Source organism: Chryseobacterium sp. 2P (assembly GCF_059579425.1).
This window is the reverse complement of the sequence record NZ_CM184194.1, coordinates 4,329,460-4,344,380: the sequence shown is the minus strand read 5'-3', so window position 1 is coordinate 4,344,380 and position 14,921 is coordinate 4,329,460. Positions and strand designations below refer to the sequence as shown.

The window sequence follows — 14,921 nt, the reverse complement described above, 5'->3', positions numbered from 1 at the left end:
GAACAAGTCATTCTCCTCTTTTCTAATATTTGTTTATTGGATAAAAATTTTATCTATGCCATCGGAAGCTTTATTGTAAATGTACTTCCTTTTCCTTTTTGAGAATCTACGATAATCTGTCCCTTATGGAGTTCCACAATCTTTTTTACATAAGACAGTCCTAAACCCTGTCCTTTTACATTATGAATATTTCCGGTTTCTTCCCTGAAGAATTTTTCGAAAATTTTCGTTTTATTCTGGGTTTCCATCCCCATTCCCTTATCTGAAACTTCTATTACATAAAAATGACCTTCATTTCTTGTTTTAATAGAGATTTCCGGCGTTTCCGGCGAATATTTATTGGCATTGTCCAAAAGGTTTACCAGCATATTCGAGATGTGGAATTCATCAATTTTAAAATTATAATTCGTTGCATTAAATTCCTCTCTCAGCGTACCGTTTCTCTGCTTTACAATAAGGCTGAAAGATTCTGCCGTTCTTCTGATCAGTTCTCTTACGTTGGTTTCCTTCAGGAATAATTTCACCTCATTACGCTCAAGTTTAGACATATTCAGAACATTTTCCACCTGCTTTTTCATCCTCAGATTTTCCTGTTTAATCAGTTCCGAATAGTATTTTACCTTTTCCGGATTGGTTGCAATCTTATCATTCGCCAAAGAGTCTGTTGCTACAGAAATTGTTGCCAGAGGAGTCTTAAACTCGTGAGACATATTGTTGATGAAATCTGTCTTTACTTCCGCCAGTTTTTTCTGTCTCATCATATAATTAATGGAAATGATATAAATTCCCAAAATGGTAAGCAGCGAAAGAAAAGTTCCCAAAAGCATAGGCCAGTTGTTCATTGCAAGAGAATAATCTTTCTTTGGAAAAACCAGAGCAAGACTGTACAGCGTCCTTTCTTTTTGGTCTGTAAAAAGCGGATAACTATATGTATTGTTGTCTTTCTTTTCTTTATAATCTTTATTAAAAACCTTAGTCAGATTATTGTTTTTATCAATAATTCCATAACCGAATTTTGCGCTTATTCCTCTGATTTTTAATTCTTTGGAAATAACAGAATCTAAAATTTTAGCGTCAACTCTTTTGCTTATCGGTAAATTATTTCCAATGATCTTTGCATATTCCTTCATCGCATAATCTCCGTTTTCCAGATCTTGATTAATGTCTGCGGTAAGGATTTCGCGTTTCGTGGTGTCTCTTTTTATTTTATAGGCAGCTTCGTCAGAATACAATTTTGTAAGCTTGATTGAATCTCCCTGTTTGGAAATCGGAAGCTGACTTTTTTCAATAATATTTTTAGAGTAAATAATCTGTCTCTGCGTTCCGGAATCTTCTACCTGCTGAATCGTGGTTAAAGTAGGCTGATCGCTGTTTGCTAAAATATTGTTTCTGAAATCCTTATTATCTATATTTAAATATTTGTCTACTTCAATTTCTTCCATGTTTTTAGAAGTACTTTCCAGTGCGGAATACACTTTATTGGAAAACTCCTGTTCCAGTGCTCCGTAATAATTTTTCAGCCAATAAAACTGGAGTGTAACGAATACAATCAAAGAGATCGTCATAAACACAGAAATTATTGGGATGAACTTATTATTCATTTACTTTATTTTAATCGATTTTGAAATAATGAGTGTTAAAATTAATTATTTTATGACTTGATAAACAAAAAACGCGCCAATAAATTGTGTAATTTTTCTTAAAAAGGCGTTATTTAACGTTTTTTTATAAATTTTTAATTTTTGTTATAATAAACACCGTGTATAAAATAAAAAAGGAAAGTAAAAATTTACTCTCCTTTTTTTATTTCTAAAGTATTTCTTCATCCTGAAAATACTGAATAATTGCTTTTTTCATTAAAAGCTGCTGTTCGTTCGGTTTCAGTTCCGGAAGATCTTCCAGCTTATCAAAATGCGGATATCCGTCGTCGTCGTAATGCGAAAATTTATAATATCCGAAAGGTTCCAGTAGTCTGCACACTGCAATGTGTATTAGATTTACCTTATCGTCTTTTGTGTATTTCTGCTGTCCGCTTCCCAGTTCCTGAAGTCCGATCAGAAAAAGATAGGTTTCTATCGGAGCATTTTTTTCCGTATCGAAATTTTCAATAAAGAATTGCTCTATTTTTTGCCATAGTTCCGCTTCGTTCATTATATATCAATTCTTTTTATTGTTTATTCTGTTTTTTCGGGAAAATAAACATAATCCCTATATTTTACCTTCCAGTTTCATCAGGAAAGCATATTCCAAAGCATCTTCTTTCAAAGATTCAAATCTTCCGCTAGCTCCGCCATGTCCTGCGCTCATGTCTGTTTTGAAAATCAGGATATTGTTATCCGTTTTCAGTTCCCTCAGTTTTGCCGTCCATTTTGCCGGTTCCCAGTATTGTACCTGAGAATCGTGTAATCCTGTGGTAATCAATAGATTTGGGTAATCTTTAGCTTCCACATTATCATACGGCGAATATTCCTTCATGTAATGATAATATTCTTCATCATTCGGATTTCCCCATTCGTCGTATTCTCCGGTTGTTAAAGGGATGGTTTCGTCCAGCATAGTCGTTACAACGTCCACAAAAGGAACCTGTGCTACAATTCCGTTAAACAGGGAAGGTTCGTAATTCATTACTGCTCCCACCAGTAATCCTCCTGCGCTTCCGCCCATCGCATACAAATGTTTTGAGGAAGTATAATTTTCTTTAATTAAAAATTTTCCGGCATCAATAAAATCAAAAAATGTATTTTTCTTGAACAGCATTTTTCCGTCTTCATACCATTCTCTTCCCAGATATTCTCCACCTCGGATGTGGGCAATCGCATAAATGAAACCTCTGTCTAAAATAGAAAGTCTCACGTTTGAAAAACTTGCATCAACAGTATGTCCGTAACTTCCATAACCATATAAAAGTAAAGGCGTATCCGCAGATTTTGGGGTATCTTTATGGTAAACCAGAGAAATGGGAACTTTGGTTTCTCCGTCTCTGGAATCTGCCCAGATTCTCTCAGAAATATAATTTTCGGCAAAGAATTTTCCACCCAAAACTTCCTGCTGTTTCAGAAGCTTTGTGGTTTTTTCCTTCATATTATATTCGTAAGTGGAACTTGGCTGTGTAAGAGAAGTGTAGCCGTAGCGGAGAACTTCCGTATCAAATTCCAGATTTACTCCGATGTAAGCAGTATAGGTAGGATCTGAAAATGGCAGATAATGCGATTCCTGCGTTTTTTCGTCAATAATCTTGATTTGTAAAAGACCTTCTTCTCTTTCTTCGAGAACCAGATAGTTTTTAAAGATCTCAAAACCTTCCAGTAAAACTTCCGGACGGTGAGGAATTACATCTACCCAGTTTTCTATTCCGCAGTTATTGATCTTTGTCTTTACAATTTTAAAGTTGAAAGCCTCGTCTGCGTTGGTAATGATGTAGAATTCATCTTCGTAATGTTCAACCGAATATTCCAGATCATCTATTCTGGGCTGAATAATCGTCCAGTCTGCGAAAACATCATCCGAAGGAATAAATCTGTGCTCATCCGAAATGGTACTCGAACTGGCAATGAAAATATATTCCAGAGATTTGGTTTTGAAAACATTTACGTCGAATGTATCATCTTTTTCATGGAAAATCAGAACGTCATCCGAAGAATCTGTTCCCAGCTTGTGTCTGTACACCTGAAAAGCTCTTAAACTTTCATCTTTTCTGATGTAGAAAATATGCTCGTTATCATTTGCCCAGACTGCTTTTCCTGTGGTGTTTTCAATTTCATCAGGAAGTGTTTCGCCAGTCTGTAAATTTTTGAATTTAATGGTGTAAATTCTTCGGCTCACATTATCTGTTGAAAATGATGCCAATTGGTTGTTTGGAGAAACAGCAACACTTCCGACCTCAAAATAATTTTCGCCTTCTGCCAAAATATTTACATCCAGAATAATTTCTTCTTCGTTTTCGAGACTTTGGTATTTTCTGCAGAAAATAGGATATTCTTTTCCCTCTTCATAACGAACGATATACCAGTATTCGTTAAAGAAATAAGGTAAAGACTCGTCGTCTTTTTTATAACGGGCTTTCATTTCCTCAAAAAGTTCTTCCTGAAAAGACTCTGTATCTTTCATGATGAAATCTGCATATGCATTTTCCTCTTCAAGATATTGTATCACTTCAGGATTTTCTCTTTCGTTGAGCCAGAAATAGGGATCTAACCTTTTATCACCGTGTGTTTCAAGTATTTTTTCTATTTTTTTTGCCTTTGGAGCTTCCATTCAATATTAATTCTTGTTCAAATTTAGTTAAAAAAAAACCATCTTTCCGGTAAGAAAAGACGGTTGCTTTATATTTTATATTAAAAACTTATTTATGTAATGCTTTAATATACTTTTCCAATGCCATAGTCATGGACGGAGTTTCCTTTGTAGGAGCCATTAAATCTACTGTTAGCCCTGCTTCTTCTGCAGCTGCTGAAGTAGTTGCACCGAAAACGCCGATTTTTGTTTCTTCCTGTTTGAAATCCGGAAAATTCTGCTGTAGAGATTTAATTCCCTGCGGACTGAAGAAAATCAGCATATCATAATCCTTTACATTGATGTCTGTAAGATCGCTGCAAACTGTTCTGTACATGATTGCTCTTTTCCAGTCTACATTAGAAGCTTCCATTGTTTTGGTAATATCCGGACTTAAAACATCTGATGATGGCAAAAGATATTTTTCGCTCGGGAATTTTTTAAACAGCGGAAGAAGATCCGAGAAATTCTTTTCCCCGAAGCTGATCTTTCTTTTTCTGTACACAATATGCTTTTGAAGATAATTCGCAATGGCTTCGGACTGACAGATGTATCTCATCGTATCAGGAACCGAAAAACGAAGCTCTTCAGCTAATCTGAAGTAATGGTCGATCGCGTTTTTACTCGTGAAAATAATTCCGGTATATTGCGTAAGATCGATCTTTTGTGTTCTAAGCTCTTTATTGTCAACTCCTTCGACGTGGATGAAAGGGCGGAAATCAATCTTTATCTTTTCCTTCTTTGCAATTTCCAGGTACGGAGACGACTCACTTGGCGCTGGTTGAGAAACCAATATAGACTTTATTCTCATCATTGACAGTTATTAAAAAAACAATAGTTTCCAAAGCAACAAAATGGGTGCGATTTGGAGCGTGCAAATATACAAAAATTTATAATACCATTTCTCAGGTAAGATGTTGTTCTTGTGAAATAAATAGAAAAACACCTTGAAAATGAATACAAAAGAGAAAAAGAAAATGTAATATAAAAACATTTTATTTCTGTCGATCGGGAAATAATAGTGGGTTACACATAAAATTATTAACAAAAAAGACAGGACAAAATAAAATTTTGTAGAGGTAAAATAAAAAACAGTCCATTTCTTTCCGTCGCCAATGCTTTGGAAAAATAAAAATCCTAAAGTTGATTTTATTGCATAAAAAAATATGATCGCAATTAAACAAAAGCCAAATTTATTAAGCTGATACCCCAAAATCTGAAGATCGGCAACATATTTTGGAACTACGGGAATATACTGGGAAATTAAAACCGAAAGCGTGAGTGTAATAACGCAGGAAGTGATTACCCAGCTCGGAAGGTTGTTACTGGCATCAAAATATTTTTGAAGCAGAAAATCTTTCAGGTTGGCTTCTCTTTCTACGACGTTCATCATAAAAAGGTATAAAAAGATACAGCCCAACAATATAAAGATTACCCAATCGTTATGTTCAGGTATTCTTACATGATTTATAAATGTTTGTGATAAAGGCAACGGAATTTTTTTGCAAAATTATAGATTATTTTGTATAAAATAAAAAGGTTAAATAAACTATCTTTGCAAACTGAAATGAAAAAACTGGTCATAATTCCGACTTACAACGAAAAGGAAAATATTGAAAATATTATTTCCGCAGTTTTTGCATTGGAAGATGACTTTCATATTTTGGTAGTGGATGACTCGTCTCCTGATGGAACAGCGGACTTGGTGAAGGAGTTGCAGAAGAATTATCCTCATTATCTTCATCTGTCGGTACGAAAGGTGAAAGATGGTTTGGGAAAAGCATACATTCATGGTTTTAAATGGGCGATCGAAAATAAATATGATTATATTTTTGAAATGGATGCCGATTTTTCGCACAACCCGAATGATCTGCCTAAGCTTTATGAAGCCTGTTTAAAAGCAGACATGGCAATCGGTTCCCGTTATTCCAAAGGAGTAAATGTGGTAAACTGGCCTATGGGAAGAGTTTTACTGTCTTATTTTGCTTCAAAATATGTTCGTTTTGTTTTGGGACTTCCGATTCATGATACTACGGCAGGCTTTGTCTGTTTTTCAAGAAAGGTTCTGGAAGAAATCGGTTTGGATAACGTAAAATTAAAAGGATATGGATTTCAGATCGAAATGAAATTCAGAGCTTTTAAAAAAGGATCTAAAATTGTAGAAGTTCCTATTATTTTTACCAACAGAATTCTGGGAGAAAGCAAAATGAATGGCGGTATCATTCATGAAGCGGTTTTTGGAGTTTTAAATTTAAAATGGAAATCCATCATCAACAGATTATGAAAAAACTGATCTTCATTTTCGTTCTGATGTGTCTGTTTTCATGCGGAGACTACATCGATAAGCCTAAAAATCTGATCCCGAAAGATCAGATGGCAGAAATTCTGGCTGATCTTTCCATTAACGATCAGGCAACTTTCATGTATCCCAACACGAATCTGGAGGCAGGAACAAGATATATCCTGAAAACCCATAATGTAAAATCTCAGGATTTTGTGGAAAGCTTCAAATATTATGTGGTGAAGGAAGAGATGAGCGGTATTGCAGATGATGCCCAGAAAATAGTATTAAAGAAAGATCCCAAAGCGGATCAGTATGTAAAGGATAAAAAAAATAAATCAGGAAATCTTCAGAATCCTCCTGCTTTATCGAGATAATTTAAGATGCAAAAGTTTTTTAATATAGAAAAAACCTCTGAGGGAAAGGCGAGAGCGGGAGAACTTACCACGGATCACGGTAAGATTCAGACGCCTATTTTTATGCCTGTAGGAACCGTTGCAAGTGTAAAAACAGTTCATCAGAGAGAATTAAAAGAAGATATCAAAGCTCAGATCATTCTGGGAAATACTTATCATTTATACCTTCGTCCGGGAATGGAAGTCATGCAGGAAGCCGGAGGTTTGCATAAATTCATGAACTGGGATCTGCCAATTCTTACGGATTCGGGAGGTTTTCAGGTATTTTCGCTGGCGAGCAGTAGAAAAATGTCTGAAGAAGGAGCCCGATTCAAATCTCACATCGACGGAAGTTACCATATGTTCTCTCCTGAAAAATCGATGGAGATCCAGAGACAGATCGGGGCCGATATTTTTATGGCTTTTGATGAATGTGTGGCGTATCCATGCGAATACAATCAGGCAAAAACATCCATGGAACTTACACACCGTTGGTTAAAAAGATGTATTGAATGGACGGAAAACAATCCTGAATTGTACGGTCACAAGCAAAGACTTTTCCCTATTGTTCAGGGATCTACTTTTTCCGATTTAAGAAAAATTTCCGCAGAAGTCATTGCGGAAGCCGGAGCGGAAGGTAATGCAATCGGCGGTCTTTCCGTAGGCGAGCCTGAAGAAGAAATGTACAGAATTACAGATGAGGTTACCGATATTCTGCCAAAAGAAAAACCGAGATATTTAATGGGAGTGGGAACTCCGTGGAATATCCTGGAATCCATCGGTTTGGGAATCGATATGATGGATTGTGTAATGCCGACAAGAAATGCCAGAAACGCAATGCTTTTCACTTGGAAAGGGGTAATGAATATGAAAAATGAAAAGTGGAAGAAAGATTTTTCGCCTCTGGACGAATTTGGAACAAGTTTCGTAGACAGAGAATATTCTAAAGCGTACGTAAGACATTTGTTTGTTTCTAAAGAATATCTTGCAAAACAGATTGCTTCCATTCATAATTTAGCCTTTTATCTGGATCTGGTAAAAGTGGCAAGAGAACATATTATGGCAGGAGATTTCTATCAGTGGAAAAATTCGGTGGTTCCAATTCTTCGTCAAAGATTATAATTAAAAATAAAACGCAGTAAAATGCTTAAGATAATAGACCGATATATCGTTAGAAAATACCTTGGAACATTCAGTTTCATGCTGATATTGCTGTCTATTGTTGTTTTGGTAATCGATGTTCAGCAGAAAATTCCAAGAATTGAAAATGCAACGGCATTAGACCCAAAACTTAATGTAACGTATTTCCTGATTCACTTTTATCCTTTCTGGATCGTGAATCTGGTCATGACGTTCCTTTCGATCCTCGTCTTTATTTCGGTGATTTATTTCACCTCAAGAATGGCAAACAATACCGAGATTGTTGCCGTCATCAGTAGTGGAGCGAGTTTTCACAGGTTTGCAAGACCGTATCTGCTTACGTCTTTGTTTATTGCTGTTTTATCGTTGGGAATCAATCACTTTTTGCTTCCGTGGGCGAATATTCAGAAAAATCAGCTGGAAGCCTATACCTACAATGCAACCAATAAAGAAAAGGTTTTAGGAACGGCTCCCGTTTCTGCGCAATTAAGCAAAACGGAGTATATCTTTATCAATTCATGGAATAAAAGAGAAAAAAGAGGTTCCGGATTCGTCTATCAGAAGTTTGATAAGGACAGAAGAATGACGTACGAGTTAAAGGCTTCTGATGTTTCGTGGGATAAAGACAAAAAAGAATTTGTACTGAATTCCTATACGGAAAAAACCATCAATAAAGACGATACCGAGAAATTATCCAGCGGTTTCGATCTGAAGAAAAAATACGGTCATGATCCGGAAGAACTTTTCCCCAATGAACTTTTAGGACAAAATAAAACAACACCGGAACTGATAAAATTCATTAAAAGAGAAACCGAAAAAGGAAACAGCAACTTGAATGCGCACTTAAACGAGCTTCATCAGAGGACTTCGATGCCATTTTCCATCGTTATTCTTACCTTTTTGGCGCTGTCGCTTTCTTCACAGAAAAAACGAGGCGGATTGGGGATTAATTTAGCTTTAGGGATTTCTTTAGCCTTTGTTTTCGTATTTTCCTTTGAAGCTTTAAAAGTGGTTTCGGAAAATAAAAGTATATCTCCGGCTTTGGCGATGTGGCTTCCCAATATGATCTTTTTCCCGCTTGCTGCTTTTCTTTACATTAAAAGAGCCAATCAGTAAAGTAATTTTATTTCTTTGTGATAGAAAGATTGTAGTCCGTCATTTTCAAGATCAATCCAGAGTTCACCATTTTCATCAGCCTTTTTGATGATGCCATTTTGGCGTGTTTTTTCGAGTTCGAACACCGATATTTCGTCTTTTCGGAACAGGTTTTCATTGAAAAGTTTGAGGATTTCCTCTTCCGAAGGAATATTTTTCAGTTTTTCGGTTAAAAAATCATGAAGTTGTAAAGTGAAATCATTCAGGTTAAAACTCCTTCCGGTCTGCGTTAAAAGCGATCCTGCATTGGAAATTTCAAATTTTTCCTGAAGAATATTAAATCCGGCTCCTGCAATAAAATATTGATTTTGATTAAATTTTTTCTTTTCAATCAGGATTCCGACGATTTTTTTACCTTTAACAATCATATCATTCGGCCATTTTATTTTCACATCGCTGTCAGTCAAATTGGCAAGGAAATCCCTTATGACAATTGCGGTATAATAATTGAACATAAAACCCGAGACTGTAAAGTGTTCAGCCTTTACAGCAAGAGTATACGCCAGATTTTTTTCAGCCGTTGAAGACCATGTATTTCCGTACTGTCCGCGACCTTTCGTCTGATTGAATGTGTGAAGTGCAATAAAATCTGAATCTTCGTAAAGTAAAAACTTAGATATTTCGTCATTAGTAGAAGAACATTCTTTCAGATAAAACAGTGCGCTCATTTAAGAAAACTTTAAGACTTTAAAAGGCTAAAAATAAGGCTAAAGTAAAAGAAAAACAATAAATTTGCAGATTATAGTATTTTTTAATGAATAAAACAGTAGAAAAACAAGCGCTAATAGATAAAATTGTAGAGGCTATCCAGGATGTAAAAGGTGAAGATATCATGATCTTTGATCTTTCCAATATCGAAAATTCAGTAGCAGAAACTTTCATCATTTGCAGCGGAAACTCAAATACACAGGTTTCGGCGTTAGCGGGAAGTGTAGAGAAAAAAGTAAGAAACGACCTTAAAGACAGACCTTGGCACGTAGAAGGTACCGAAAACTCTATGTGGGTTTTGGTAGATTACGTTTCCGTAGTAGTCCACATTTTCCAGAAAGAAGTAAGAGAGTATTATGATATTGAAGAACTTTGGGGAGATGCTGTGATTACGAAAATCGAAAATTAATTATTAAATTTTAAAAAGTATAAATGAACAATAAAGGATTTAACTGGTTTTTTCCTATCATGATTGTGGCACTTGTGCTGTTCTTTGTAGCCAATTCTATGGGCGACAGCAGTGGTAAGACAATCGATGAAGATGGTTTCTTCAGAGAAATGCAGGCAGGAAAAGTCCAGAGAGTTTTAATTGACAAACAGGCTCAGAAAGCCGATGTATTTTTAACACAGGCTGCCAAAACGGCAACTGTAAAAAAAGACGACAAATCGAATCCTTTTTCGGGGCTTGTAATGGCTCCAAAGGCAGATTACTCGCTTAAATATGGAGATCTTAGACTTTTCCTTGAAAAATTTGATGCCATCAGAATGCAAAATCCGGCGATAAAAACGTCTAAAGATTATGCGGAAGGCGAAAGCCCGTTAACGAGCTTTTTAATTCAGGCATTAATCTGGATTGCGATTCTAGGGATCTTTTATTTCCTTCTTTTCAGAAAAATGGGAAGCGGAGGCGGACCCGGCGGACAAATTTTCTCCATCGGAAAGTCGAAAGCAAAACTTTTTGATGAAAAAGAAAGAATTCAGGTAACATTTAAAGATGTTGCAGGTCTTGAAGGAGCGAAAGAAGAAGTTCAGGAAGTCGTGGATTTCCTTAAAAACTCAGAAAAATATACCAAACTGGGAGGTAAAATTCCGAAAGGAGTTCTTTTGGTGGGTCCTCCGGGAACCGGTAAAACATTATTGGCAAAAGCAGTAGCGGGAGAGGCGAAAGTTCCTTTCTTCTCGCTTTCAGGTTCAGATTTTGTGGAAATGTTTGTTGGGGTAGGAGCTTCAAGAGTAAGAGACCTTTTTGCTCAGGCAAAAGCAAAATCTCCTGCGATTATCTTTATTGATGAGATTGATGCCATCGGACGTGCAAGAGGGAAAAATAATTTCTCTGGCGGAAACGACGAAAGAGAAAACACGCTGAACCAGTTGTTAACTGAAATGGATGGTTTCGGAACCGATACCAATGTTATCGTAATGGCTGCTACCAACAGAGCGGATATTCTGGATAAAGCTTTAATGAGAGCCGGACGTTTTGACCGTTCCATTTATGTAGACCTTCCGGAACTGCACGAAAGAAGACAGATTTTTGATGTTCATTTAAAGAAAATCAAACTTGATGATACTGTAGACAGAGAATTCCTGGCAAAACAAACACCGGGATTCAGTGGAGCAGATATTGCAAATGTTTGTAATGAAGCAGCTTTAATTGCAGCAAGAAACAACCACGCTTCGGTAACGAAACAGGATTTCCTTGATGCGGTAGACAGAATTATCGGTGGTCTTGAAAAGAAAAATAAAGCTATTAAACCTTCTGAAAAAAGAAGAGTTGCTTATCATGAAGCAGGACATGCTACGATTTCATGGCTGGTAGAACACGCTTCACCACTATTGAAAGTAACGATTGTTCCGAGAGGACGTTCTTTAGGTGCGGCTTGGTATCTTCCGGAAGAAAGACAGTTAACAACTACAGAACAAATGTTGGACGAAATGTGTGCAACATTGGGAGGTAGAGCAGCAGAGCAGGTGATATTCAATAATATTTCCACCGGAGCGCTTTCTGATCTTGAAAGTGTAACCAAAAGAGCTCAGGCAATGGTAACCATTTATGGTTTGAGTCCGAATATTGGAAATATCTCTTATTATGACAGTTCAGGTCAGTCTGAATATTCTTTCGGAAAGCCTTATTCTGAAGAAACTGCGAAGAAAATTGATATTGAGATCAAAGGAATTATCGAAAATCAGTATGACAGAGCGGTTCAGATTTTAACTGAAAATAAAGATAAGCTTGATGCTCTGGCGAATAAGCTTTTAGAAAAAGAAGTGATCTTCCGTGAAGACCTTGAAGAAATTTTCGGAAAGAGAGCATGGGATCCTGAATTAACAGAGAAACCTGTTACCAATACGATTCCGGATGCTAAGGAACCGCAAGAACAGATTCTGACTAAAGAAAAAGAAGGAGACAGTGAAATTCAGGCTCCTGAAAGCCCGACACAGCTTTAAAATTTCTTTAAATTTAAATAACACAAAACCTGACAGTTCTGAAATTGTCGGGTTTTTTTATATTTCTCGGTATGTTTTTGGATTTCTATACGATTAATTTATATTTTTGTATAAAGTTGACTAAAAATAGATCAAATTGAATTTATTTAAGAAGATTGTAAGCAAACTTACGAACCAGCCGGAGCAGGATGAAAGACAAAGCCTGGAAAAGCTAGGGGATTCGCTGAAAAATGCGGATCTCGATTATAAGTTTGCCCAACTGTTTACGCATTCCGGAGGTTTTTTTAATTACTGTGCAGATGAAGCGGAGGCGTTACAGACTTTGAACCAGATTATTAAAATTGAAGGAATACATAATATGTTCTGTTGGGATAAAGACCTTCAGAATTTCCTGAATGTCGTAAAAACGCCTTATACTTCTGAACTCCAGAGCAATAACGATGCAAGTTTCATTACCTGTGAATATCTTATTGCGTACGACGGAAGAATTATGCTTTCTCACAATAATATCCTCCATTATCATTCTTCCAGACTGCCGGATAAAATTATCATCATGGCGAATATTTCACAGATCGTGAACAACCTGAATGATGCCATGGGAAAGATCAAAAGAAACGGAAATATTAAAAATCTGACTTCCATCAGCGGTGGACAGTCGAAAATGGATACTTCTTCCCATACCAACACAAAACTGTTTTTATTGTTGCTTGAAGATTAAGCATCAGATTTAAAATTTAATATCTTGGACAAAAATCTCATTCAAAGAACCTTATCAGGAATTGTTTACGTAGCAGTTATTATTCTTTGTACCACTCCGCTTGGAGCCCAGCTAATCAACAGTATTTCTCCGGATCTTGTAAAGCAGCAATATCTTTATTACGGATTAATCACTCTTCTAATGGGAGTTGGTTCTTGGGAATGTTTTAAAATCATGAAATTCGGGAAAGGCTATGAACGGTTTGTTGTTTTTCCTTTGGTGATTTTTATTTTTTATGTGTTTTCGAAAAGGTATTTTAATTACGGTTTCTTTTTCGATTTCAGACTCAGTGAAATCCTTGCGATGGTTCTTATCGTTATTGCAGCCGTTACATTATTTAAATTCCCGAACGAATTATATTTTGACAGCGGAAAGCTTATTTTCACGGTAATTTATGTGGCACTGCCTTTCAGCTTTGCTTTGGGACTTCCCAAATTTAGAAGCTATGATAACAGTTTTTCTTTAGAAGTTCTGTTTCTGTTCATCCTGATCTGGAGCAGCGATACCTTTGCGTATTTAACCGGAAAATTCTTCGGTAAACATAAAATGGCGCCTAAAATTTCTCCTAAAAAAACATGGGAAGGTTATATTGGCGGTGTTGTTCTTACTTTAATCCTGTCTTATTTTGTAGAACATTATCATCCGGATCTTCGCGGAAACTGGATGGTGGTAGGTTTTCTGGTGGCTGCCTTCGCGCCGATCGGGGATTTGGTGGAGAGCCAACTGAAAAGAAATTTCGCCGTGAAAGACAGCGGAAACATCATTCCGGGACATGGAGGCGTATTAGACAGACTGGATAGTTTCATTATTTGTGTTCCTGTCGTATATTTGTACTTTATTTTAGAAAAATTTATTTAATCTCATGAAATTACACAGAGAATCAAAAGGAACCATTACCGTTGCGACTATCCTGTTCATCATTTTGGGTGCGCTGGCTATTTATTTTCTTGAAATGTGGTCGTTGGTGATCATTCTGCCTTTATTGGTAATCTACAGTTTAGTATTTTGGTTCTTCAGAGTTCCGAATCGTGAAATTCTCGATCACAAAGAGAATGTGATTGCTCCGGTAGACGGAAAGGTAGTAATGATAAAAGAAGTGGAAGAAGATGAATTTATCAAAGGAAGAGCCATTCAGGTTTCTATCTTTATGTCTCCGCTGAATGTACATATCTGCCGGTATCCGGTTTCAGGAAATGTAATTTATAAAAAATACCATCCGGGAAAATATCTTGTAGCGTGGCATGAAAAATCTTCTACGGAAAACGAGAGAACAACCGTTGCGGTGGAAAGTTTAACCAATCATAAAGTGGTTTTCAGACAGATTGCAGGATATGTGGCAAGAAGAATTGTTTTCTACTGTAATGAAGGCGATACTGCAAAAGCAGGGCATGAGTTCGGTTTCATTAAATTCGGTTCCAGAATGGACGTATTTCTTCCTTTAGATACAGAAATTGTATGTAAAATTGGTGATATCACGAAAGGAGGTCTTGATGTAATCGCCAGAATGAAGGATGAATAGAAATTGATACAAAATTATTATAATACAAAGAGAGGTTTTTCAGCCTCTCTTTTTCTTTTTCAAAAATCAATATCTGAAAGGATTTCCAAATTTTTTTGAAATTTAAATTTAAAAAAAGCTTTAAATATTTTAACCTATCAAAAATGATAGGTATTGGTAGAGATTGATATATACTATAATTTTGTCTCATTAAGTGTGGGATAATCAGATGAATAATTAGTTTATGCATTATTACGGCATGATTCAGTT

15 protein-coding genes are annotated in these 14,921 nt (G+C 36.2%); 9 read left to right on the top strand and 6 right to left on the bottom strand.

The annotated features are described in order from the left end of the window. Positions 1 to 53 precede the first annotated feature (53 nt). The 5 genes from AC52CF_RS19875 to AC52CF_RS19855 form a co-directional block, all read right to left on the bottom strand. Entirely contained in the window at positions 54 to 1,601 is a 1,548-nt protein-coding gene (locus AC52CF_RS19875; protein WP_214588191.1) for a sensor histidine kinase, read from the bottom strand. Positions 1,602 to 1,809: 208 nt separating this feature from the next. After that, a complete protein-coding gene (locus AC52CF_RS19870; protein ID WP_214588192.1) occupies positions 1,810 to 2,151 on the bottom strand; it encodes a hypothetical protein in 342 nt (113 codons plus the stop codon). 57 nt (positions 2,152 to 2,208) lie between these two features. Next, positions 2,209 to 4,254, bottom strand: coding sequence for a S9 family peptidase (locus AC52CF_RS19865; protein ID WP_496517597.1), 2,046 nt, complete (start codon positions 4,252 to 4,254; stop codon positions 2,209 to 2,211). Between the two features lie 88 nt (positions 4,255 to 4,342). Next, entirely contained in the window at positions 4,343 to 5,083 is a 741-nt protein-coding gene (locus AC52CF_RS19860; protein ID WP_108411599.1) for a uroporphyrinogen-III synthase, read from the bottom strand. Between the two features lie 12 nt (positions 5,084 to 5,095). Beyond that, positions 5,096 to 5,665 carry a DUF4271 domain-containing protein gene (locus AC52CF_RS19855; RefSeq protein WP_250902078.1) on the bottom strand — a complete coding sequence of 190 codons (570 nt, stop codon included), beginning with the start codon at positions 5,663 to 5,665 and terminating at the stop codon, positions 5,096 to 5,098. 174 nt (positions 5,666 to 5,839) lie between these two features. On the opposite strand from AC52CF_RS19855, the gene AC52CF_RS19850 reads away from it, so the two are divergent. From AC52CF_RS19850 to AC52CF_RS19835, 4 genes are read left to right on the top strand one after another with little or no spacing between them, the layout of a single operon-like run. Beyond that, complete coding sequence (locus tag AC52CF_RS19850) at positions 5,840 to 6,556, top strand: polyprenol monophosphomannose synthase (RefSeq protein WP_214588195.1); 717 nt, start codon at positions 5,840 to 5,842, stop codon at positions 6,554 to 6,556. Next, positions 6,553 to 6,930, top strand: a complete 378-nt coding sequence (locus tag AC52CF_RS19845; protein WP_214588196.1) for a DUF4296 domain-containing protein — start codon at positions 6,553 to 6,555, stop codon at positions 6,928 to 6,930. Before AC52CF_RS19850 ends, AC52CF_RS19845 begins: the two co-directional genes overlap by 4 nt. Positions 6,931 to 6,936: 6 nt before the next feature. Beyond that, positions 6,937 to 8,070 (top strand): tRNA guanosine(34) transglycosylase Tgt, encoded by a 1,134-nt coding sequence (gene tgt, locus AC52CF_RS19840; protein WP_235132536.1) that lies wholly within the window; start codon positions 6,937 to 6,939, stop codon positions 8,068 to 8,070. Between the two features lie 21 nt (positions 8,071 to 8,091). Next, complete coding sequence (locus AC52CF_RS19835; RefSeq protein WP_214588198.1) at positions 8,092 to 9,204, top strand: LptF/LptG family permease; 1,113 nt, start codon at positions 8,092 to 8,094, stop codon at positions 9,202 to 9,204. Here the strand turns inward: AC52CF_RS19835 and AC52CF_RS19830 are convergent. Further along, on the bottom strand, positions 9,198 to 9,911 hold the full coding sequence (locus AC52CF_RS19830; RefSeq protein WP_375180735.1) for a biotin--[acetyl-CoA-carboxylase] ligase: 714 nt from the start codon (positions 9,909 to 9,911) through the stop codon (positions 9,198 to 9,200). The two genes, AC52CF_RS19835 and AC52CF_RS19830, sit on opposite strands and share 7 nt — an antisense overlap. An 86-nt stretch (positions 9,912 to 9,997) precedes the next feature. Here AC52CF_RS19830 and rsfS point away from each other — a divergent pair, with 86 nt between their 5' ends. The 5 genes from rsfS (at position 9,998) to AC52CF_RS19805 (ending at position 14,672) form a co-directional block, all read left to right on the top strand. Continuing rightward, positions 9,998 to 10,360, top strand: coding sequence for a ribosome silencing factor (gene rsfS, locus AC52CF_RS19825; protein ID WP_076391563.1), 363 nt, complete (start codon positions 9,998 to 10,000; stop codon positions 10,358 to 10,360). Positions 10,361 to 10,383: 23 nt separating this feature from the next. Next, positions 10,384 to 12,396, top strand: a complete 2,013-nt coding sequence (ftsH, locus tag AC52CF_RS19820) for an ATP-dependent zinc metalloprotease FtsH (RefSeq protein WP_214588201.1) — start codon at positions 10,384 to 10,386, stop codon at positions 12,394 to 12,396. Positions 12,397 to 12,532: 136 nt separating this feature from the next. Continuing rightward, positions 12,533 to 13,114: an LUD domain-containing protein gene (locus AC52CF_RS19815; protein WP_214588202.1), complete on the top strand. Its 582-nt coding sequence runs from the start codon at positions 12,533 to 12,535 to the stop codon at positions 13,112 to 13,114. A 24-nt stretch (positions 13,115 to 13,138) separates the two neighbouring features. Further along, on the top strand, positions 13,139 to 14,011 hold the full coding sequence (locus AC52CF_RS19810) for a phosphatidate cytidylyltransferase (protein ID WP_496517596.1): 873 nt from the start codon (positions 13,139 to 13,141) through the stop codon (positions 14,009 to 14,011). Positions 14,012 to 14,015: 4 nt separating this feature from the next. Then, positions 14,016 to 14,672, top strand: coding sequence for a phosphatidylserine decarboxylase family protein (locus AC52CF_RS19805; protein ID WP_496517595.1), 657 nt, complete (start codon positions 14,016 to 14,018; stop codon positions 14,670 to 14,672). Positions 14,673 to 14,921 lie beyond the last annotated feature (249 nt).